At 67.6% G+C, this 20954-nt stretch carries 18 protein-coding genes; 12 read left to right on the top strand and 6 right to left on the bottom strand.

What is annotated here, in order from left to right; translation table 11 throughout:
* Positions 1-25: 25 nt before the first annotated feature.
* Entirely contained in the window at positions 26-3010 is a 2985-nt protein-coding gene (locus VGV60_07055) for a right-handed parallel beta-helix repeat-containing protein (protein ID HEV8701014.1), read from the bottom strand.
* A gap of 689 nt (positions 3011-3699) precedes the next feature.
* Here VGV60_07055 and VGV60_07050 point away from each other — a divergent pair.
* From VGV60_07050 to VGV60_07015, 8 genes are all read left to right on the top strand, one after another.
* Positions 3700-4518 carry a helix-turn-helix domain-containing protein gene (locus VGV60_07050; protein ID HEV8701013.1) on the top strand — a complete coding sequence of 273 codons (819 nt, stop codon included), beginning with the start codon at positions 3700-3702 and terminating at the stop codon, positions 4516-4518.
* A 300-nt stretch (positions 4519-4818) separates the two neighbouring features.
* Positions 4819-6102 (top strand): phosphoribosylamine--glycine ligase, encoded by a 1284-nt coding sequence (gene purD, locus VGV60_07045; GenBank protein ID HEV8701012.1) that lies wholly within the window; start codon positions 4819-4821, stop codon positions 6100-6102.
* A 108-nt stretch (positions 6103-6210) separates the two neighbouring features.
* Entirely contained in the window at positions 6211-7461 is a 1251-nt protein-coding gene (locus VGV60_07040) for an efflux RND transporter periplasmic adaptor subunit (GenBank protein ID HEV8701011.1), read from the top strand.
* Positions 7458-8156, top strand: a complete 699-nt coding sequence (locus VGV60_07035) for an ABC transporter ATP-binding protein (protein HEV8701010.1) — start codon at positions 7458-7460, stop codon at positions 8154-8156. The genes VGV60_07040 and VGV60_07035 overlap by 4 nt, the downstream gene beginning before the upstream one ends.
* A complete protein-coding gene (locus VGV60_07030) occupies positions 8153-9382 on the top strand; it encodes an ABC transporter permease (protein ID HEV8701009.1) in 1230 nt (409 codons plus the stop codon). The genes VGV60_07035 and VGV60_07030 overlap by 4 nt, the downstream gene beginning before the upstream one ends.
* 100 nt (positions 9383-9482) lie before the next feature.
* The gene (locus tag VGV60_07025; GenBank protein ID HEV8701008.1) at positions 9483-9737 is read left to right on the top strand and encodes a hypothetical protein; all 255 of its coding nucleotides are present in this window, start codon (positions 9483-9485) and stop codon (positions 9735-9737) included.
* Between the two features lie 93 nt (positions 9738-9830).
* Positions 9831-10379: a 5-(carboxyamino)imidazole ribonucleotide mutase gene (gene purE, locus VGV60_07020; GenBank protein HEV8701007.1), complete on the top strand. Its 549-nt coding sequence runs from the start codon at positions 9831-9833 to the stop codon at positions 10377-10379.
* Complete coding sequence (locus VGV60_07015) at positions 10379-11722, top strand: MiaB/RimO family radical SAM methylthiotransferase (protein ID HEV8701006.1); 1344 nt, start codon at positions 10379-10381, stop codon at positions 11720-11722. Before purE ends, VGV60_07015 begins: the two co-directional genes overlap by 1 nt.
* On the opposite strand, the gene VGV60_07010 is transcribed toward VGV60_07015, so the two are convergent.
* The 5 genes from VGV60_07010 to VGV60_06990 form a co-directional block, all read right to left on the bottom strand.
* Complete coding sequence (locus VGV60_07010; protein HEV8701005.1) at positions 11719-12210, bottom strand: hypothetical protein; 492 nt, start codon at positions 12208-12210, stop codon at positions 11719-11721. The genes VGV60_07015 and VGV60_07010 overlap by 4 nt on opposite strands.
* Positions 12211-12213: 3 nt before the next feature.
* Positions 12214-12489, bottom strand: coding sequence for an HU family DNA-binding protein (locus tag VGV60_07005; GenBank protein ID HEV8701004.1), 276 nt, complete (start codon positions 12487-12489; stop codon positions 12214-12216).
* Between the two features lie 120 nt (positions 12490-12609).
* Entirely contained in the window at positions 12610-15669 is a 3060-nt protein-coding gene (locus VGV60_07000) for a DEAD/DEAH box helicase (protein ID HEV8701003.1), read from the bottom strand.
* Positions 15666-16541, bottom strand: coding sequence for a 3-hydroxybutyryl-CoA dehydrogenase (locus VGV60_06995; protein HEV8701002.1), 876 nt, complete (start codon positions 16539-16541; stop codon positions 15666-15668). Before VGV60_06995 ends, VGV60_07000 begins: the two co-directional genes overlap by 4 nt.
* Positions 16542-16674: 133 nt before the next feature.
* Positions 16675-17856 carry an acetyl-CoA C-acetyltransferase gene (locus tag VGV60_06990; protein ID HEV8701001.1) on the bottom strand — a complete coding sequence of 394 codons (1182 nt, stop codon included), beginning with the start codon at positions 17854-17856 and terminating at the stop codon, positions 16675-16677.
* Between the two features lie 226 nt (positions 17857-18082).
* Between VGV60_06990 and VGV60_06985 the strand changes: the two genes are divergently transcribed.
* From VGV60_06985 to coaE, 4 genes are all read left to right on the top strand, one after another.
* Positions 18083-18301 (top strand): hypothetical protein, encoded by a 219-nt coding sequence (locus VGV60_06985; GenBank protein HEV8701000.1) that lies wholly within the window; start codon positions 18083-18085, stop codon positions 18299-18301.
* Positions 18302-18412: 111 nt separating this feature from the next.
* Positions 18413-19054 (top strand): hypothetical protein, encoded by a 642-nt coding sequence (locus tag VGV60_06980; GenBank protein HEV8700999.1) that lies wholly within the window; start codon positions 18413-18415, stop codon positions 19052-19054.
* A 6-nt stretch (positions 19055-19060) separates the two neighbouring features.
* Entirely contained in the window at positions 19061-19993 is a 933-nt protein-coding gene (locus VGV60_06975; protein HEV8700998.1) for a bifunctional 5,10-methylenetetrahydrofolate dehydrogenase/5,10-methenyltetrahydrofolate cyclohydrolase, read from the top strand.
* Positions 19990-20700 (top strand): dephospho-CoA kinase, encoded by a 711-nt coding sequence (gene coaE, locus VGV60_06970; protein HEV8700997.1) that lies wholly within the window; start codon positions 19990-19992, stop codon positions 20698-20700. The genes VGV60_06975 and coaE overlap by 4 nt, the downstream gene beginning before the upstream one ends.
* The last annotated feature ends 254 nt before the right edge of the window (positions 20701-20954 follow it).

The following is a 20954-nucleotide window of genomic DNA, read 5'->3' as shown; positions in this document are numbered from 1 at the left end:
CGCGACGGGCCCGACGGCGCTGCCTTTAAGAAGGATGGGGCGTCAGGAACAACCTGTCGACCCAAACCTGGTTCTGGGTCGAGTCGCTCGTCCTCAAATCGTCCTGCAGGCGGATGCACCAGCGCGTCGTGCTGGAGGTCCCCAGGTTCGACTGCAACAGTGGAGCGGGCTCGGTCGTCCCGGTGATGGTCAGCCCGGTCGAGGTCCAGCCATTGTTGTTTGTCAGGCTCGGACAGCTCTGGGTCGAGGACTTCTTGGCGTAGTGCAGCAGGAACTGATCCCCCGAGCCGCTCGCCCGTAGCGCCTCAACGCGAAGATCAAGAGCGACGTTGATCAAGCTCGTGGGAACATCGATCACGAAGAGGACGGAGAGCTTGTACGGCTTGCTGGGCGAGGACCGCGTCTCCTGGAACCTCTCGTAGTTGTCCCCGTCCGGGTTGGGTCCGAGATCCGCCTGGCCCTGCTCGACGATACTCCCCTCCCCAGGCTCCACGAGCTGGGTGGTCACGGGAACGGCGCAGTCGAAGTCAATGACACCGTCGCAGTCGTCGTCGATACGGTTCTTGCAGAGCGCCAGGTGCGCCAGATCCTCGAGCGCATTGTGGGAGACGGCGGCGTTGAGGGGCTGGCAGTCCGTGGCGTCGGGATCGGCGTCGTTGTCGTCGTCGAGATCGCAGGCATCGCCGAAACCATCGCCATCGGTGTCCGTCTGGGACGCATTGCTCGTCGCCGGACAGTTGTCGAGCGGACACGTGTTGAGCGGGAACCCCGGATTGCCGAAGCCATCGCTGTCGGTGTCGGTGCACGTGTCGCAGGCGTCCCCCGTGAGATCGAGGCAGACGTGCAGGAGGTTGTCAGCCCTGCAATCGCTGTTCTTCTGCGTTGGGTTGGAGGCGTTGGGGCAGTTGTCCACGCAGTCCTTCCGGCCGTCGGCATCGGCATCCAAGAACGTCTCGTCGACCGATCCATCACAGTTGTTATCGCGGCCATCGCACGTCTCGGCGGCCCCGGGGTAGATCTGGGGATTGTACGGTGCGCAATCGACCGCGTCGGCGAAACTGTCCCCATCATCGTCGGCATCGGCATCGTTAAGGATGCCGTCGTTGTCGACATCGTACTCATTGAACCGGCAGTTCAGAAGCCCATCGTTATCGAGGTCCTTCTCGTCATCGCCGATGGCCGGATAGCTCGGGTCGTCGCAATCGTTGTTTTTCCCGTCGCAGAGTTCGGCTCCTGGATACACCTGGGGATCGTTGTCGTCGCAGTCACCGCCGCACGAATTGCGGTGACCGTCCTGGTCCAGATCCAGCTCTTCCGTCGAACTGAACTTAAGGTCACAGTTCGAATCCTTGCCGTCGCATACCTCGGGGGCGCCGGGATAGACGCCAGGGTCATACCCGGCCCCAAGGTATGCACTGCAGGCCGACTCCTGCGTGGACGGCTCGAAGGGATCGCCATCGCAGATGCCAGGACCGGATGGGCAATCGAACAGGTTGGCTACTCCGTCCGAATCATCGTCGGGATAGAAGTCCGCGCCAACACCATCCCCAGTGCCTGAGCAGTCGGGCAATGGCGTGCACACCGGCGCCGTCTCGTCGTCGATGTCCGGACCGCCGTTGCTGCCACCACAGCACACGCCGCCCGTAATCCCCGCGGAACCGACGATCAAGTGATAATCCCCCTGGCGATCATGGGCACATAGCCCGCCCCCGGGAGGACACATGCTCTTATACGGGGCGCCCCACGCTTTCGCGGTCGCGTCGACCATCGAGACCAGGCCGCTCCAAATCGAATGAGACTCCATCGGAATGGTCGCAGGGTCGCCTGCATCCACGCACGTTCCCGCCGGGTTCCGTGGTACGCCCGACGCGTGAATCTGGTCGAAAGAATAGCTCGAAGAGTTCCACGAGAACAACAAGTTGTCACCCGATCCGCTTCCGGGCCTGTAATAGGCGTTTCCATCCAGAAAATTGGCATCGATGTTCGAATTCTCGACGTGCACGAGAGAGGTCGTCGAGCTCCCGATCACGATGTTATTACGCATGGAAACCCTGTCGTCTTTGGCAAAGCTTGCGAGGACTTGGACTTCCTGGTTCGCATACACGGTGTTGTGGTGGAAGGCATTGCCGATGTCATTGCCGACGCATTCTCCAGTCGGGCCGCAAGCGCCCAGCAAGTACCACATGCCGAAGCCGATGTTGTCGTGTACGAGATTATGGCGGACCTCGGTGTACTGAGGGACGTCACGGCACGACGTGCCGGTGGGCGGCGTGACATATTCGCCTCCCAGAACAATTCCTCCCCAGTTCGCATACACGTCGTTGTTCTCTACGATGTAGTGCTGCGTGGGCGTACCTTGCGGCGCCGCCCAGAGCTGGATTCCCCACGATTCGTTGTGATGGACCGAATTACCCCTGATTGCACCCTTCATACCTTTCATGTACATGCCGTGAGTCCCGCCAGACGGCCCGCCGCCTGTCCGGTTGTGATCAATTTCCGAAAACTGAATAATCGTCCCTTCCGCGAAATAACCTTCCAAGATGCCATTCCCGACGTTGTTGTGAATGTGGCACGCGTCAAATTGTGTCGCATTTCCGCCGCTGAGGACGATCCCAGAACCTGTAGCAGACCCATGAATATCGATGCCTTTGAACAGATTGTTGGCTGCCTGAGGCGTGGGAGGCGTGGCAGACCCAACATAGATGCCGGCATAACCGCTATACGCGATCTCTCCGCCTTGGACTGTATTGTTGTTGGTTCCTCCATAAACATAGATCCCAGCCTCTTGGCTATTTCGCACGGCAACGTTGGTCAGAGTATTACCGCTGGAAAGGAACTCTATTCCACGTGTTGCATCGAGAATCGTACATTGGTCAATCTCGTTGTGTGTGTCAGTGCCGCCCTGAATGCTCAAGCCTCGTCCAATGAGGTTTGTAGCGGAATTCGTGATTCTAAATCCCCGGAGAGTCACATAGGTTGAATTCACGAGAACGACCGTCTCCCCCTGCATACAGGTGGCCGGCCAAGAGATTGTGGCTTCGCCGGTGACCTCGGCCCGGATTGTGATTCGTTCCGATTCACTTCCGTTCTTGCTGATGGACAGACACTCAGGATAAATGCCGGTACGGGCTGTCACCGTATCTCCGGCTAGCGTCCGATTTACTGCGTCGGCGAGGCAGCGGTAAGGCAGATCCGAGGTGCCGCAGTCAGGATTGGTATCATTGCAGGCGCACGCGGGGACTTGTGGATTGGGGTCGGCAAAATACTCCGCCGCTTCAGCTACTCCGAAGGATGCGATGACGCAAAGAATCGGGACCAAGAGCCCAAGCCGGGAAGAAGGGCATGGCATAGAGTGGCCTCCTTCAAAGGTTTAGGATCGGTGGAATGAGTGATTCAGGATTCCGGATGCTGGCCACAACCCTCCCGCGGACCGCCGAGCGGGTCTTAAGAGGTTAGGCTTCAACCTTGTGCCGCAGCCAGCAACTGCGGTTTCCCCTATCCTTGGATTTTTCCCGGGTCCCAAGTGCGGGGGTGGTGTGCTCGTCTAATACACTCTGACTGAACTCCTGTCAACTGAATACTTGCTGAATACTTGCTGCCTTGTAGAGAGTTCATGCTTTGACCGTTTTTTGTAGCACATGAGTTGGCCGCTCGCAGAGATGGACCTCGGTGATACGTCATGGCCTGGAGGGCGAGGCCATGGGGTACGCGGCGGAGGCCGTGGAGCGAGCGATGAGACGGCAGGAAGTCATTTTGCAGGGGATGAGCGGGAAGTACACGTGGTGGCAGGTGGCGGAGATCCTGAACGTGAGTCCTCGGACGGTGCGGCGCTGGCGGCGGTGGTGGCAGAAGAGCGGCTACAGAGGGCTGTTTGATCGACGGCGGCAGACGCCATCACCGAAGCGGGCTCCGCTGGAGGCGGTGGAGCGGGTTCTGTCGTTGTACCGCGAGCGCTACACGGGATTCAACGTGCGGCACTTCCACGAGATCGCGAGACGGGAGCACGGGGTCAAGCTGTCCTATAGCTTCGTGAAGAAGGCGCTGCAGGAAGCGGGGCTGGTGAAGAAGTACAAGTCCTGCGGGCGGCACCGACGACGCCGGGAGCCGCGGCCGTGCCGGGGCGAGCTGTTGCACTTGGACGGCAGCCCGCACGCCTGGCTGGCTCAGGTTCCGGATGAACGTCAGACGTTGATCGCCGTTCGGCTTTTGTGCCCCTGGGCCGGGTGGACCTGGATCAGATCCTCTGCATCGAAGAGGAACGTGTCGTCGGCCAGGACAACACCATCGTCTTCGGCAAGCTGCGGTTGCAGTTGGACAAGCAGACCGGGCGCCGGACCTGCGCCGCCCTGCGCGTGCTGGTTCGCCGGCATCTGGACGGCACGCATTCGGTGTGGCGAGGGCCACAATGTTTCGGCCGATTCACCGCAGAAGGAAAAGCGCGCAGGGTTCGGCCTGTGGAAGCTGCCGGCCCTGTGGACGCTGGAAAACGCGCCCACAGGAGCCTTGGACGCCTGCTGAACCCCGCAGGCGTCCACAGCTCCCACCAGGCCACCGCTACGGTCTCTCCCTGAAAGGAAGGTCAACCAGAGAAAAGCGGACAGATCACTTGTCAAACGCGAGCGGTCAACTCACTTGTCAACAACAGCCCGGAGAACTGCCCGAGAACTGCCGCTAGTGGGTCAACCGACCCTACCTCCATTCGGGCAAGGTTGACGCGGCGGAAAGCGCTGTGGAATAATTTGATGTTCTGCCGCGCGGAGCGGTGCGCGGAGCCTGTCGTTTCCCCCGCGGTTTCCTTCGCCGAGGACGCACGGCCCGATGAAGGTTCTTGTCGTCGGAAGCGGAGCCCGCGAGCACGCCCTCGCCTGGAAGATCCGCAGCAGCCCCCTGGTCAAGGAGCTCTACTGCGCGCCGGGGAACGTCGGCATGGCCAAGCTCGCCGACCGGGTCCCGATCGATCCCTCCTCCATCGTCGAGCTGGCCGATTTCGCGGAGAAGATCCGCATCGACCTCACGGTCGTCGGCCCGGAGCTGCCGCTGACGCTGGGAATCGTCGACGAGTTCCAGAAGCGCGATCTGCGCATCTTCGGCGCCACCCGGGCGGCCGCCGAGATCGAATCGAGCAAGGCGTTCGCCAAGGACTTCATGAAGAAGCACAAGATCCCCACGGCGAAGTTCGACGTGTCCATGTCGGCCGAAGAGACGCGCTCCCTCCTCAAGAAGCGCAAGGACGACTTTCCCCTGGTGTTCAAGGCCGACGGCCTGGCCGGCGGCAAGGGGGTCGTCATCGCCGCGGACAAGAAGGAGGCCGAGGCCGCCATCGAGATGATCCAGGTCGAGAGGCGCTTCGGGGTGGCCGGCGACCGCCTGGTGATCGAGGAGTTCCTGGAGGGACACGAGGCGTCGTTCTTCGCCCTGTCCGACGGAGAGCGCGTCCTGCCGCTCGTCACCTGCCAGGACTACAAGCGGCTGGGCGACGACGACTCCGGCCCGAACACCGGCGGCATGGGAGGGTACTCCCCCTCCGTGCACATCGATGCCGACACCTTCCGCGCCATCCGGGACGACATCCTCGTGCCGACCGTGGCCGGCCTGGCCGAAGAAGGCCGGCCGTACCGCGGCATCCTGTACGTCGGGCTGATGCTGACCAAGAAGGGGCCGCGCGTCCTGGAATACAACGCCCGCTTCGGCGATCCCGAGGCCGAGCTGATCGTCGGGCGCATGAAGAGCGACCTGATTCCTGTCCTGCAGGCGACCCTCGACGGCCGCCTGGAGGAGATCTCCATCGAGTGGATGAAGGCCCGATCGGTGTGCGCCGTCCTGGCGTCGCGCGGCTATCCGGAGCAGGCCGAGACCGGCCGGCCGATCAGCGGCATCGAGGCGGCCGAGGCCCTGGAGGGGGTCGAGGTGTTCCACGCCGGCACCGCCGTCAAGGATGGGAAGTTCATCAGCGCCGGAGGCCGCGTCCTGACTGTGACGGCGCTGGGCGCCACCTTCGCGCAGGCGCGGGAGCGCTGCTACCGCGGCGTCGAGGCGATCCACTTCGACGGCCGCCAGGTCCGCACCGACGTCGCCCGCGACGCCGCCGAATCCGGCGGTTGAGCGGCACGCGCCTCCGGCCGCGGGGGGCTCCCGGCGTCACCCCGGGACCCGCCGGTCCGACTTGCCTCGCCTCGCGCTCAGGCGCACAATCGGGACCGAGGTCACAGCATGCGCCGCCTCCTGATCATCGGATCGATCGCCGCCGTCGCGGTCGCGACGCTCGCGGCCATCTACCTGGAGCGGGGGGACAAGGACGAGGACGGGGGCTACCGGATGATGCGCGTCGACCGCGGCACGGTGAGCGAGACCGTGACCGCGACCGGCACCATCTCCGCCGTGACGACGGTGCAGGTCGGCAGCCAGGTGTCCGGCATCATCTCCCGGCTGCATGCCGACTACAACAGCCCCGTGAAACGCGGCCAGCTCCTGGCCGAGCTCGACCCGACCCCCTTCCAGGCCCAGGTCGAGCAGCGGACCGCCGAACTGGCGCAGGCGGAGGTCCAGAAGCGGAACGCCGAAATCGCCTTCCATCGGAGCGAGCGGCTCAAGGAGGAAGGGCTCGAAGCGGACGCGGAGTTCGACGCGGCCCGGGCGGCTTTCGATTCGGCGCAGGCGCAGGTGGACCTGGCCGCCGCGGGCCTGCGCCAGGCGAAGACCAGCCTGTCCTACGCCCGGATCTTCTCGCCGATCGACGGAGTCGTCGTCGCCCGGCAGTACGACATCGGACAGACCGTGGCGGCCTCCTTCCAGGCGCCGACCCTGTTCACCATCGCCGAGGATCTGACCAAGATGCGGGTGCTGGTCGACGTCGACCAGTCCGACATCGGCCGGACGGCGGTCGGCCAGACCGCGCGCTTCACGGTCGATGCCTACCCCGAGGAGACCTTCTCCGGGCAGATCTCCCAGATCCGCCTCAACGCCACGCAGAACCAGAACGTGGTGACCTACCCGGTCATCGTCGACGTCGCCAATCCGGATCGCAAGCTGAGGCCGCTGATGACCGCCGACGTGACCATCGAAGTGTCGAGCGTCCCTGACGTCCTGAGGGTGCCCAACGCCGCCCTCCGGTTCCAGCCGATCGAGACGGAGCGCACCGGCGGCCGCAGCACTCCCGAGGCCGCGCCCGCTGAGGGCACCCGGAGCGGGGCCGGTCTCGATCGGGCGGCAGCGGCCCTGACGGGGACCCCGGCCCGCGATCCCCGCCAGCAGACGGTGCACGTCGTCGGCCCGCATGGCGTCCTGCGACCGGTTCCGGTCAGGGCCGGCCTCACCGACGGGCGATTCACCCAGATCCTCGAAGGGGATCTCCGCGAGGGGGACCGCGTCGCGGTGGGACTGGCCACCTCGAAATCCGCGGGCGGCGGCTCCTTCCCGGGCGTGGGCCAGGGCGCCGCACGGGGGGGAAGGCGGCCGTTTTGATCGAGATCGTCGATCTGGTGAGAGTCTACCGGCTGGGCGAGATCGAGGTGCGGGCCCTGGACGGCGTGTCGCTCGCGGTCGGCGCCGGAGAATCGGTCGCCATCATGGGGCCTTCCGGGTCCGGCAAGTCGACGCTGATGAACCTCCTGGGGTGCCTGGACCGGCCGACGTCCGGGCGGTACCTGCTCGACGGCGTGGACGTCTCACGCCTGTCGCCCGACTCCCTGGCGGAGATTCGCAACGCCAAGATCGGCTTCGTCTTCCAGAACTTCAACCTCCTGCCGCGCACGTCGGCGCTGGAAAACGTGGAGCTGCCGCTCCTTTACGGCAACGCCACGCTGGACGCCTCCGGCCGGCGCGCCCGGGCGCGCGCCGCGCTTCAGCGCGTCGGGCTGGCGGGTCGGGAGGAGCACCACCCGTCGCAGCTCTCGGGAGGACAGCAGCAGCGCGTGGCGATCGCCCGCGCGCTCATGACGGACCCGCCCGTCCTGCTCGCGGACGAGCCGACGGGGAACCTCGACTCCCGCACCTCCGAGGAGGTGCTGTCGATCTTCCATGAGCTCAACCGTGCGGGCAAGACGATCCTCCTGATCACGCACGAGCCGGATGTCGCCCGGCACGCCGCCCGCGTCATCCATCTCAGGGACGGCCGGGTCCTGAGCGACGAGCGGACCGCCGCGTCGAAGAGCGCATGAAGATCGGCCTGATCCGCGCCACCAGCATCCTCAAGGTCGGACTGCGCGCCATTCTCCGCAACCCGATGCGTTCGGCCCTCACCATCCTGGGCATCGTGATCGGCGTGGGGTGCGTCATCGCCATGGGCGCGGTCGGGAGCGGCGCGTCGCAATCGATCCAGTCGAACATCTCGTCGCTCGGAGCCAACTTCATCATGGTCTATCCCGGCGCCGTGACCCAGGGCGGGGCGCGCGTCTTCGCCTCCCGCCCCTCCCTGACGCCCGATGACGCCGCCGCGATCAAGGCGGAGTGCGCTTCGGTGGCGTACGTCTCTCCCGGCGTGCGGATGGCGGCCCCGATCGTCGCGGGCGAATACAACTGGTCCACCGAGGTCAACGGCGCCGACGTCGACTGGCCCTACATCCGGGCCTGGAACCTCGATCGGGGGGTGTTCTTCAGCGAGGCGGAGGTCCGTGCGGGCACCAAGGTCGCGGTTCTGGGCGACTCGGTCGCGGACAATCTCTTTCCCGGCGACGATCCGCTGGGCGCGATCATCCGCATCCGCAACGTCCCGTTCAAGGTCGTCGGCGTGCTCGAGCGCAAGGGGGGGAGCACCATGGGCCAGGACCAGGACGACCAGGTCGTGGTGCCGTACACGACCCTCATGAAGCGGGTCCTGGGCCGTGACCGGCTGAACCTCATCCAGGTGACCGCGCGATCCCCCGATCGCATCGGCGAGGCCATGCAGGAGATCGGGACGCTCCTGCGCCAGCGTCACCGCATCGCGCGGGGCGAGGACGACGACTTCATGATGCGATCGCAGGAGGAGATCGCCGCGACCGCCCAGGAGACGACGCGGACGCTGTCGCTCCTCCTCGGATCGGTCGCCGCCATCTCCCTCCTCGTGGGCGGCATCGGCATCATGAACATCATGCTCGTCTCGGTGAGCGAGCGCACGCGCGAGATCGGCATCCGGATGGCGGTTGGAGCCAAGGCCCGCCACGTCCTCGGCCAGTTCCTGCTGGAGGCGATCGTCCTGTCGATCGTCGGCGGGGCGATCGGCGTGGCCCTGGGCGTCGCCGCGTCCCGGCTGATCGCCGCGATCGCGGGCTGGCCCGTGGCGGTGACCGTCCCGTCCGTCGCCGTCGCCTTCGGCTTCGCCGCCTTCGTGGGGGTGTTCTTCGGCTGGTATCCGGCGCGCAAGGCGGCGCGCCTGGATCCCATCGAGGCCCTGCGGCACGAGTAGCCGACCCGCTTCCTGCTGCGCCCGCTCCGCGCGGCCTTGGGGGCCGCGCTGGACTCCCGCGAGGCGCGTGGTATCCTTTCTGCATCACACGGAGAACGTGATGGAGAACGCCGCAGACACGAGAAGGATTTTCGAGATCCTCAGGGCGTACCACCAGTCTCGCGAGAACATCCGGATCCTCCTCGAGCTGAGCAGCATGAGCGATTACGAGCGGATGGGTTTCATCGACGCCTGGCAGGAGGAGATGGCCGACTTTTTCGCCCAAAACGGCTTCTGCTTCGCCTGCAACCGCCGGCTCGAGCGCTGCCACTGCGCCGAGCCGATCCGCAGCCGGACCCCGCACACCGCCGCGTAGGAGCCTGTCCGAGTATTCGGCCGGGCCGCGCCCCGTCTCTGCTAGAATCCCGCCCTCGGCGACGCATCACCCTGCGAACCGGGGGGGACTTCCGTGGCCAGAGCGCGCAAGGGCAAGGCATCCGAATCCTCGGGGGCACCGCAGCTCAAAGTATGGATCGCCATGGGGAGCGACAGCGACTACCCGGTGATGGAAGAGGCGGTCAAGGTCCTGAAGGATTTCGGCGTCCCCTACGAGGTCGATATCACCTCGGCCCACCGCACGCCGGACGTGACCGCCGATCTGGCAAGGCACGCCGAGGAGCGGGGCTTCGGGGCGATCATCCTGGGGGCGGGCCACGCGGCCCATCTGGCCGGAGTGGTGGCGGCGCACACGACCCTGCCGGTCATCGGCGTGCCCCTGGCGTCCTCCTCCCTGCAGGGCCTCGATGCCCTGCTCTCGACCGTGCAGATGCCGGGGGGCGTGCCGGTGGCGTCGATGGCCATCGGCAAATCCGGCGCCCTCAACGCCGGGATCTTCGCGGTCCAGATCCTGGCGACGCGCGACCCGGGCCTGCGCCACCGCCTGCGCCGATTCAAGGAGCGGCTGGCCGCCAAGGTGACGGAGAAGAACCGCGCCCTCAAGGCCGGTCGCAAGGACTAGTGCCGACCTACCGGATCGTCACTCTCGGCTGCAAGCTGAACCAGGCCGACTCGTCCGCGCTCGAGACGCGCCTGCGCGCCCTGGGCTTCGATCGGGCCGCCGGCGGCGCGGACCACCGCCCCGGGGACCGCGCCGACCTCGTCGTCCTGAACACCTGCACGGTGACCGCCCGCGCCGACCGCGAGGCGCGCCAGATCGCCCGGCGCCTGCGCGGTGACAACCCGCGCGCGGTCCTGATCGCAACCGGCTGCTACGCCGAGCGCGATCCGGCGGGCCTGCGCTCCGTCGCGGGCGTCGACCACGTGGTGCCCCTGCGCGAGCAGATCGAAACGGTCCCCGCCCTGGCCGCGAGGGCGTTCGGACTCCTGGACCACTCCTCCCAGGCCCTCGACCTCGGCCCGTTCGGCGCCACCGCCGGATGCGACCCTGCGCCCGGCCCGGGCGACCGCACGCGCGCCCTGCTCAAGGTGCAGGAGGGGTGCAACCTGCGCTGCTCCTACTGCATCATCCCGTCGGTCCGCGGCGCCAGCCGGAGCCTGCCGCCGGCCGACGTCCTCGGCCGCATCGGGCGCCTGACCGACGCCGGCTACCGCGAGATCGTGTTCACCGGCGTGAACACCGGCGACTACGGCAGGGACCTCGACCCGCCCACCCGTCTCGATCACCTTCTGGCGCGGGCGATCGAAATCCAGGGGCTGGGTCGCCTGCGCCTCAACTCGCTCGAGCCGAGGACCGTGACCGCGGACCTGGTGGCGCTCCTGGCGGGAGGCGGCGGGCGCCTCGCCCCGCACCTCCAGATCCCTCTGCAAAGCGGCTCCGATCCGGTCCTGCTCCGCATGCGCCGCCCGTACCGCTCTTCCGACTATGCCCGCGTCGTCGAGTCCCTGCGTCTGAGGATCCCCGGGATGGCCCTCGGGGCCGACGTCATCGTCGGCTTCCCTGGCGAGACCGACGGCGAGTTCGAGAGCACGTGCCGCTTCATCGAGTCGTCCCCGCTCAATTACCTGCACGTCTTCTCGTACTCGGCGCGCCCCGGCACGCCGGCCGCTGCGCTGCCGGCGCCCGTCCGCCCGGAGGTGATCAGGGAGCGGAGCGCCCGGCTGCGGTGTCTCGCGCAGGATCTCTCGCTTCGGTTCCGCCGCTCCTTGGTCGGGGGGACCCGGACCGCCCTGACCCTCAACGAGGTCCGCCCGGATGGTCGCCTGCGGGCGCTGACCGACAATTTCATCGATCTCGGATGCGATCTCGAAGGACGCGACGCCGCCGCCTGGATGAACCGCCTGGTGCGCGTGCGGATCGACGAGGCGATCGAAACCGGCACCCGGGGCGTGATTCTCGACTAGGACTCCGGGCCCGACCGGGTATGAGGCCGGGCCGCGCGGCGACGGGGCGCCGTGTCGATCAGGTGCTGCGTGAGCCCGTCGAGGAGCTCCCCCTCGTTGCGGGCGCGGAGGGTCGACAGGTAGACGATGTCCGGGCCGGCCGGATCGCCGAGGCGGGCGCACGCCTGCTTCGATGCGCTCCGGCTGGCGGAGAGCGCGATGCGGAGCATGACGCGCGTGCCGAGCATCGACGTGGCGCGGCCGTAGGCGCTTCCCAGGGCGGCGAACACGGAGCGCACGGCGGGGGACGCGGAGACACCCTGCGCGGAAAGATAGGCGAGGACCCGTTTCCGCCTTTCCCCCTCGGCCCCTAGGTAGGCCTCGATCAGCCGCTCTCCCCCTGCATCGCGCAGCCTCCGGGCGTAGACGCGGTACAGGGAGAGGACCATCTCCTGCAGGTAGACGTCTTGAAGGAGGAGGCGGACCGCGGCTCCCGGGCCGGCCGGCATCGTCTATTTCTTGATCGAGTCCTTGAGGACCTTCGCGACGGTGAACTTCACCACCGTCTTGGCGGGGATCTGGATCGATTCCCCGGTCATCGGATTCCGGCCGGTGCGGGCCTGGCGCTTCACGACTTTGAACTTGCCCAGCCCGGCGAGCGGCACTTCCCCTTCGTTCTTCATCTCCCGCTCGATGATGCGGGTGAAGCCTTCGAGGAAGCCCTTGGCCTGCTGGCGGTCACCGCCGGTTTCCTGCGCGATCGCTTCAATCAAATCGGTGCGCGTCATCCCTGGATCTCCCTTTGGGTCGGTGAAAAGACTCGGCTCTCGAGGGGACGAGATGTTCGCAAGCCCGCGTTTTCTATCACGTTCGCGCGGGCTAATCAAGAAACCGTTCCGGCCGCCGCCCTATTTCCATTCCACCGGAAGGCGGAGCGGCCTGCCGTCACGGTCGCGATACAGGACGTAGCCGTTTCTCTGGCCGAACACATAGACGTCACGCGTCACCTCCACGTCGTGCCGGCAGTACTGCTCGATGAGGTCGAGGCGGCCTTCCTTCCACCACTTGAGCGACTGCAGGCCGTCACCGCTCTTGCCGACCCCCAGGGTGGCCTCGGCGAGGTCTCCCAGCTTGAGGCGGAAGCCGAGCTTGCGGTAGATGTCGGCGAGCATGTCGAACGTGCGGATGCGCGTCAAGTTCCATGGTGTGTATCCCTTCAGGACCAGGAGATCGAACCGATCGATGTTGTAGCCGATCACCTTGTCCGCCATGGCGAGATCGAGCAGCAGGCGGTCCACGTCCTTCTCGAAGTGGGTCTTGAACTCGGAGTTGACCTGGTTGTAGGTCACCGCCAGCGCCAGCTTCATGTCGGGGATGTTCTGCCAGCCGCCGACCTCTTCGGCGCTCCTCTGCGTCTCCACGTCGAGGAACAGGGTCAGCTCGCCGGCGGGCGAGCCCCCCGACGACCCGCGCCGCACCGGGGTGGGCAGTGGCTCGTGGTCGAATCCGCCGCCCATGAGCCGCAGGGGCGGTCGCGGCGGCAGGGGTTCCGGGCGCGGCCGCGCCGGGAGGATCGGCCCGGCGGCCTGCATCTCCGTTCCCGCCGCCCGATCGCCCAGGGCCACGGCAATCTGGAGCGCGGCTGCCTTGTCGAGCGGATGGTTGCCGTTGCCGCACTTCGGCGACTGGATGCAGGAGGGGCACCCCGACGGGCACGCGCAGTCCCGCAGGAGGGCGGCGGTCTTCTTCAGGAGGTCTCCGAGTCCTGCGAACCCCTTGGCCGCCAGCCCGCACCCGCCGGGATACCCGTCGTAGATGAAGATGGCCGACCGGCCGATCTGCGGATGCAGGGGGTACGAGATGCCGCCGATGTCGCCGCGGTCGCAGATCGCCATCAGGGGAAAGAGCGAGATCAGCGCGTGCTCCAGGGCGTGGATGCCGCCCATGAAGTGGCCCTCGCTCTCGACCACGCTGTCACGGATGGCGTCCGGCAGCGTGATCCACAGTCCGACGGTCTCGAAGGTCAGGGGCGGAAGAGACAGGTCGAACAGCCCGAGGCGATCGCGGCCGAACAGCCGCCGCTTCTCGAAGCCGCTCAGCTCCTCGGTCACCTCGAGCCGCCCCAGGCTGGCGGCGAGGGCGCCTTCCTGCTTCCGGTCGAGGACCTCCAGGACTTCCGTTTCCTTCTCGCCGCGGACCTCGGTGTAGTAGTCCACGTCGACGGGGACCACGCTCACGCGGCGCGCCTCGATGTCGAGGTCGCGCACCAGGTACTGCTGGGCGTGGTGCAGGTAGATCGCCCCGGCGTGCGTCTCGTGGAAGGCGCGCACCGCGTCGAGCGTGCCGATGACGCGGTCGGCCCCGACGTCGACGATCGTGTAGGTCGCGCCGATCGTGCGCAACGATACGTCGCGCTGGGGGCGGCGGCGCAGGGTGTACCAGCGCTCGCCGCCGGCGTCCCGCGCCAGCGCCCCCTCGCGCTCGAGCTCCTCCACCAGCCCGAACATCTCCCCGTAGAGCTCGCGGTCCCGCGGCTGCTCCAGGCCGAGCTCCGCCCCCGCGCACAGCATGTGGGCCCGGGCGATCACCCGGTTGCCCGGATCGAACACGACCTCTTCGAACCCCCGGTTCAGGAGCTCGTCCGGGTTCGCCATGAAGTACTGATCGAGAGCATCGGGCATGCCGACGAGCACGGTCAGGGACGGGCGGTCCTCCCGGCCGACGCGGCCGATCCTCTGCCACGTGGAGACGACGCTCCCGGGGTAGCCGACCAGGATGCAGACGTCGAGGCCGCCGATGTCGACCCCCAGCTCCAGCGCGCTGGTCGAGATCACGCCCTGCAGCGAGCCGTCGTGCAGGCGCCTCTCGATCTCCCGCCGCTCCTCGGGGAGGTAGCCGGAGCGATAGGCGCTCACCCGCGAGGCATAGCGCGGCGCCGACTGCAGAAGCCACGAGTGCAGGAGCTCGGTGATCTTCCGGGCCTTGGTGAAGGCGATGGTCCTGAACCCCGCGTCGAGCGCCCAGGCGAACAGCTGGGTGGCGGCGGTGTACGGGCTGCCGCCGAGCGGGTTGACGAACATCAGGTGCCTCCCGGCGCGCGGCGCGCCGGTCCTGTCCACGACCAGGAAGGGGCGCCCGAACAGCGCCTCCCCGAGGCCCCCGGGATTGGCGATCGTGGCGGAGGAGGCGATGAAGCGAGGCCGGCTGCCGTAGTTCGCGGCGATGCGCAGAAGGCGCTTCAGGACGTGGTGCAGGTGCGAGCCGAAGATTCCGCGGTAGACGTGCAGCTCGTCCACCACCACCGCGTCCAGGTTCTCGAACAGGGCCCGCCAGTCCTGATGGTGCGCCAGGATGCCGAGGTGCAGCATGTCGGGGTTGGTGATCAGGATGTCCGGAGGCTCGGCCTTGATCTTCCGCCTCCGCGAGTCGGGCGTGTCGCCGTCGTAGATGGCGGCGCTGACCGGCCGGCCGGTGCCCGGCAGGCCGTGACCTCCCCGCACGACACCCCCGTGCCGCGCGGTCGCGCCCGCCAGCTCCACGATTCCCTGGAGCTGATCCTGCGCCAGGGCCTTGTACGGGAACAGGTACAGCGCGCGCGCTCCGGGCCGGGTGAGCGCGGCCTCGAGCGTGGGGAGCAGGTAGACCAGGCTCTTGCCGCTCGCCGTCGGAGTGACGGTGAGCACGTCGCGTCCCGAGCGCGCGGCGTCGATCGCCTCGGCCTGGTGGCTGAAGAGCCGGTCGATCCCCAGATCGCAGAGCGCCTGCTGCAGCGGGACGGGGAGGGGGGCCGACAGGAGGGCGTGGGACGCCTCCTGCGCCGCGATCGATGCGACGTGCACCACGTCGTCGCCCAGCTTCTCGGACCTCAGGATCCGCTCGATGAAGGAGGGTATCGGGCCGGGAAGGACGCCGGATGGAACGGACGGTTCCCGGAGAGACCGGGCCGCGACCGGGGCGTCCGGCGTCATGCCGGCGCTCCGCCCGCCTCGTAGTCGTAGAACCCGCGTCCGGACTTGCGTCCGAGCCGGCCGGCGTCCACCATGCGACGGAGGAGCGGGCAGGGACGGTACTTCGGATCGGCGAAGCCGGCGTGGAGGATCTCCAGGATCGCCAGGCAGGTGTCCAGTCCGATGAAGTCGGCAAGCGCCAGGGGCCCCATCGGGTGTCGCATCCCCAGCCGCATGACCGTGTCGATGTCCTCCCGGCTGCCGATCCCTTCGTACAGCGCGAAGATGGCCTCGTTGATCATGGGCATCAACACCCGGTTCGAGATGAAACCCGGGTAGTCCTGCGCCAGGACCGTCGTCTTCCCCAGCGTCTTCGCGAGCCCGCGGGTCGTCCCGATCGTCTCCTCGGACGTCGCCTGGCCCGCGACGATTTCCAACAGCTCCATGACCGGCACCGGGTTCATGAAGTGCATGCCGATCACCAGGGAAGGGCGGCGGGTGGCCGCGGCGAGGCGGGTGATCGAGATCGAGGACGTGTTGCTCGCCAGGACGACCTCCGGCCGGCACGTCCGATCGAGGGACTCGAAGAGGCGGGCCTTGATCGCCAGGTTCTCGCTCACCGCCTCGATGACGAAATCGGCGGCGGCGAACGCCCCGGCGTCCGTCGCCGGCCGAAGGCGCGCCAGCGTCTCGGTCCGAGCCGCCGGCGCGAGCTTCCCTTTCTGCACCTGGCGCTCCAGCTGATCGCCGATGTGCTCGAGGGCGGCGTCGAGGGCGGTCTTCTTCTCGTCGTGGAGGACGACGGTGTAGCCCGCGTGGGCCGCCACCTGGGCGATCCCGCGACCCATCTGGCCGGCCCCCACGACGACGATGGTCCGCAGCCCTGGGCTCATCTTCCCCCCTGCCGGGAGCCTGGGAGCATGGGGATTGCGGCCGCGTACCGCGTCGCTCGTCGTCGGCGATGAACCCGCCGAACCGCAAGCCCCATGCGCGCGGCCCAGCCGAATACTCGGACACACTCCTGGGTCATAGGGCGCGGATCGCCATCGCCACGGCGTTCCCGCCACCGAGGCAGAGAGCGGCCACGCCGCGCTTCGCCTTGCGATCGGCGAGGGCATACAGGAGCGTCGTCAGGACGCGGGCCCCGCTGCAGCCGATCGGGTGCCCCAGCGCGACGGCCCCACCGTTCACGTTGACCCGCTCGGGCTTCAGCTTCAGCTCGCGCAGGAGCGCCACCGCCTGCACCGAGAAGGCCTCGTTCAGCTCGAACAGGTCGACCTCGTCGGTCCGCCATCCCGCCTTTTCGAGCACGCGGGTCACCGCCGCAACCGGCGCCATCATCACCATCTTCGGCTCGATCCCGCTGCTGGCGTACGCCACGATCTCCCCGAGCGGTTTCCTGCCGGCCCCCGCGGCCCGATCCCCGGACATGACGACCAGGGCCGCCGCCCCGTCGTTCACCCCGGGGGCGTTGCCGGCCGTGACCGTCCCGCCCTCCTTGAAGGCCGGCTTCAGCCTGGCCAGGGCCTCAATCGAGGAGTCGCGCCGCGGCGACTCGTCGGTGTCGAACAGGACCGCCGGCCCCTTCCTCTGGGGCACCGGGACCGGCATGATCTCCGCCTTGAACTTGCCGGCGTCGATGGCCGCGATCGCCTTCCGGTGGCTGCCCAGGGCATATTCGTCCTGCGCCTGCCTCGGAATGTCGTATTGCTCAGCCACCGCCTCGCCGCAGCAGCCCATGTGGAAGTTCTCGTAAACGTCCCAGAGCCCGTCGTGGACCATCGAATCGACCAGCTCGCCGTGCCCGAGCCGCAGCCCCTCACGGGCGCCGCGCACCAGGAACGGAGCGTTGCTCATCGACTCCATGCCCCCGGCCACGATGACTTCGTGGTCTTCCGCCCGGATCGACTGCGCCGCCAGGGCCACCGCCTTCAGGCCGGATCCGCAGACCTTGTTGACCGTCAGGGCGGGGACCGTCACCGGCAGGCCCCCTCTCAGGGCGGCCTGGCGGGCGGGATTCTGACCGAGACCGGCCGACAGCACGTTCCCCATGATCACCTCGTCCACCTGCTCGGGACGGAGGTCGGCGCGGCGCACCGCCTCCTTGACGGCGAGGGCACCGAGATCGGTCGCCTGGAATCCCTTGAGAGCACCAAGAAACTTGCCGACGGGCGTCCTGCAGGCGCTGACGATGACCGCCTTCTTCATCCGAGGCCTCCCCGTGGAACGATTTCAAAGTATACCAACAAAGCGGCGGTCCGGGGGCTCCCGACACGGCTTCCATCCCGCCGCTTGACAATTTCCAAGCGACAGAAGTGTAAGGATTTGTTTACGAATTGCGTGCTTGACTGGCCGGGGTGATTCCAGTATATAGACAGTGGTTCGTGGATGCGGGGGTCAGGTGGCGGCGGTTGCCGCGGAGCGAGGCGCCTCGATGAAACTGCATGGTTGGAACGTCAAGCCCCTGAGGCCCCGGGTTTCCCCGTCGGCCAAGGACGAGCCTCTCGCGGAAGACATCTTCGTCAACAGCATCGTGGCCGTGAAGGACAACAAGAGAATCCTCCTGCACCGCGTCGTGAAGATCAATCCCGACGGCAGCGAAGAGGTCTTCATCATCAAGGCCTCGCCGAAAATCATCGAGACCAATCACTGAGGTCCGCGGCCCGCGGACACCGGCCACCGCACGCCACCCGAAAACCGCTTCGCGCTCGGAGTGTGTCCGTGCATTCGGCCGGGCTCTCGGGCATGTGCTAACGTAGCCATCATGCGACGCGCTCTGCATTCCATCCTCGCCGGCTTCATCGTGTGCGTCGCCTGCTTCTCCCCGGCGGCCGCCAAGGACACCGGGCCATTCCGCATCCTGGCCGGACCGTACTCGAGGAAGGCGGTCGGCTCCGGCTCCGGGGCCGCCACCAGCCGCTTCACCATCAAGGGGCTGACGATCACCGTGGAGTTCCTCGAGCCCGAGAGCCGCGCCTCCTTCCTGCGCAAGGCCGCGTCCGGAGCGTCCGATCCGTTCGCCGTCCCTCCGGGACGGCCGCAGATCTATCACGCCGTCCGGGTGGCCTTCGACAACCAGTCGAAGGCCGACGTGATCTTCCAGGCCGGCAACGTCGTCCTGCTCACCGACAGGAAGGAGCCCGAGTACGCCATCGACCTGACCGACCTCTACCGCGCCGCCGCGCGCGGCGACGGCGACCCGGAAGGGGTCTTCGACCAGCTGGCCCCCGCGATCTTCGACAGCAGCACCGAGATCCCGAAGGGCCGGACGATCGAGCGGCTTCTGGTCTTCGGCCCGCTTCGAACGAGGTGGAAGGAGCTGCGGCTGAACTTCTCGTACCTGCAGATCGGCTCCGAGACGCACTCCGTGTCGTTCCTGTTCCACCGGCAGCCGCTGGGAGGGTGAGATCGCGTGGCAGCCGAACTGCTCGACGGGGCCGCGGTGGCCCGGGCAATCCGGGGGGAAGTCGCCCGGGAGGTCGCCGAGCTGGTGAAGCGGACCGGCACCGCGCCGCGCCTCGCCGCGGTGCTCGTCGGAGACGATCCAGCCTCCCAGGTCTATGTCCGGAACAAGGTCTCCGCCTGCCTCGAGGTGGGCATGCGCTCGGAGGAAGTCCGGCTGCCGGCCGGCACCCCCCAGGAGCGGCTCATGGCCCGCATCCGGCAGCTCAACGAGGACCCCGACCTCGACGGTATCCTGGTGCAGCTGCCGCTGCCGCGCGCCCTGGACAGGGTGTCCGTCATCCTGGCGCTCGACCCGGCCAAGGACGTGGACGGCCTGCACCCCCTGAACGCGGGGCGCCTCCTGATGAAGCTCGACGCCCCGATCCCGTGCACGCCCGCCGGCATCGTCGACCTGCTCGAGCGCTACCGCCTGCCGATCGCCGGACAGCACGCGGTCATCGTCGGCCGGAGCGAAATCGTCGGCCGGCCGCTGTCGATCCTCATGATGCAGCGTGACGCGACGGTCACGGTCTGCCACTCGAAGACCCGGGATCTGCCGGCCATCACGCGCCAGGGGGACATTCTCGTCGCGGCCGTCGGCCGCCCCGCTTTCCTGGGGCGCGACCACATCCGCGCGGGGGCGACGGTCATCGACGTCGGAGTGAACCGCGTGGCCGATCCCGCCGCGGCGGCGGCCCTCTTCGGGAACGACTCGCCGCGCGTGAGCCAGGTGCGCGAGCGCGGCTACACCCTCGTGGGCGACGTCCACCCGGGCGAAGCGGCCGCCATGGCCGGACATCTCACACCGGTCCCCGGCGGCATCGGCCCCTTGACCATCGCCTGCCTGCTGCGCAACACGCTGCGCGCTGCACGGCTGCGCCGCCGGCTGGTGGCGCAATGACCCAGGGGCGCGACCGCGCTTCCGGCACGACCTTGCCGCTAATTCCCCGGGCCGGGCCGCTCGACGGTCGCGGCAAGCCGTTTGTCCTGCGCGTCGGCCTGACCGGAGGGATCGCCGCCGGCAAGACGACCGTGGCCCGCATCTTCGCCTCCCTCGGGGCGACCATCCTCGACGCCGACGAGATCGCCCACCGGCTGGTGGAGAAGGAAGCCCCAGCCTACCAGCCGGTGATCCAGGCGTTCGGCGAGGAGATCCTGAACCCGGACCGCTCGATCAGCCGCCCGAGGCTGGCGCGGCTCATTTTTTCCGATCCGCAGCGGCGCGCCGCCCTCGAAGCGATCCTGCACCCGCTCATCCGCAAGGAGGAAGCCAACCTCGTCGAGCTGCTCGCCGACACCGGCCAGGGGAGGATTGCCGTCTCCAACGCCGCCCTCCTGATCGAGACCGGGATCTACCGCGACTACCACCGGGTCATCGTGGTGCACTGCGCGCCGGGGACCCAGCTCGACCGCATCGTCCGGCGGGACGGCCTGTCCGAGGAGGAGGCCCGGGCGCGCATCGGCGCCCAGATGGACAGCCGCGAGAAGCTGAAGGTCGCCCACTACGCCATCGACACCACCCCCGGCATGTCGGCCACCGAGGCGCGCGCACGCGCAGTCTTCCGCCATCTCCAGCAGGACCTGCAGGCCCTCTCCGACGTGTCCTAGGAGCCTGGCCGAGTATTCGACCGGCTCCTGGGGACCTGCTTCCCATAGCCGTTACGACTCCCCCGCCGGGCGCCACATAAAAATGATGCGAGGCGCCCGCCCATCGCCCGCCGGCTTCCCTCGGACGGGCTCCCTCGACATCGCTGGACACCTTGGCACATCAGTGGTTTGCGGCTGATTGCCTCGCGGCTGCTGCGCCCCGCCGCACCGGCGAGAGGGATCCTGGCCCGAGCCTTGCACTCCCCGACACCTCG

The sequence above is a fragment of the Candidatus Polarisedimenticolia bacterium genome, assembly GCA_036001465.1.
Classification (GTDB): domain Bacteria; phylum Acidobacteriota; class Polarisedimenticolia; order Gp22-AA2; family Gp22-AA2; genus Gp22-AA3.
The sequence above is the reverse complement of the archived record's forward strand: the minus strand, read 5'-3'. Positions and strand labels throughout refer to the sequence as shown.

What these genes read in the sequence shown, in the direction of transcription:
- VGV60_07000 (HEV8701003.1), bottom strand. Translation starts at nt 15,669, where the DNA reads ATGACGCCGGACGCCCCGGTCGCGGCCCGGTCTCTCCGGGAACCGTCC.
- VGV60_07055 (HEV8701014.1), bottom strand. Translation starts at nt 3,010, where the DNA reads ATGCAGGGGGAGACGGTCGTTCTCGTGAATTCAACCTATGTGACTCTC.
- VGV60_07025 (HEV8701008.1), top strand. Translation starts at nt 9,483, where the DNA reads ATGGAGAACGCCGCAGACACGAGAAGGATTTTCGAGATCCTCAGGGCG.
- VGV60_07010 (HEV8701005.1), bottom strand. Translation starts at nt 12,210, where the DNA reads ATGCCGGCCGGCCCGGGAGCCGCGGTCCGCCTCCTCCTTCAAGACGTC.
- VGV60_07040 (HEV8701011.1), top strand. Translation starts at nt 6,211, where the DNA reads ATGCGCCGCCTCCTGATCATCGGATCGATCGCCGCCGTCGCGGTCGCG.
- VGV60_07050 (HEV8701013.1), top strand. Translation starts at nt 3,700, where the DNA reads ATGGGGTACGCGGCGGAGGCCGTGGAGCGAGCGATGAGACGGCAGGAA.
- VGV60_06980 (HEV8700999.1), top strand. Translation starts at nt 18,413, where the DNA reads ATGCGACGCGCTCTGCATTCCATCCTCGCCGGCTTCATCGTGTGCGTC.
- VGV60_06995 (HEV8701002.1), bottom strand. Translation starts at nt 16,541, where the DNA reads ATGAGCCCAGGGCTGCGGACCATCGTCGTCGTGGGGGCCGGCCAGATG.
- VGV60_07005 (HEV8701004.1), bottom strand. Translation starts at nt 12,489, where the DNA reads ATGACGCGCACCGATTTGATTGAAGCGATCGCGCAGGAAACCGGCGGT.
- purD (HEV8701012.1), top strand. Translation starts at nt 4,819, where the DNA reads ATGAAGGTTCTTGTCGTCGGAAGCGGAGCCCGCGAGCACGCCCTCGCC.
- VGV60_06990 (HEV8701001.1), bottom strand. Translation starts at nt 17,856, where the DNA reads ATGAAGAAGGCGGTCATCGTCAGCGCCTGCAGGACGCCCGTCGGCAAG.
- coaE (HEV8700997.1), top strand. Translation starts at nt 19,990, where the DNA reads ATGACCCAGGGGCGCGACCGCGCTTCCGGCACGACCTTGCCGCTAATT.
- VGV60_06985 (HEV8701000.1), top strand. Translation starts at nt 18,083, where the DNA reads ATGAAACTGCATGGTTGGAACGTCAAGCCCCTGAGGCCCCGGGTTTCC.
- VGV60_07030 (HEV8701009.1), top strand. Translation starts at nt 8,153, where the DNA reads ATGAAGATCGGCCTGATCCGCGCCACCAGCATCCTCAAGGTCGGACTG.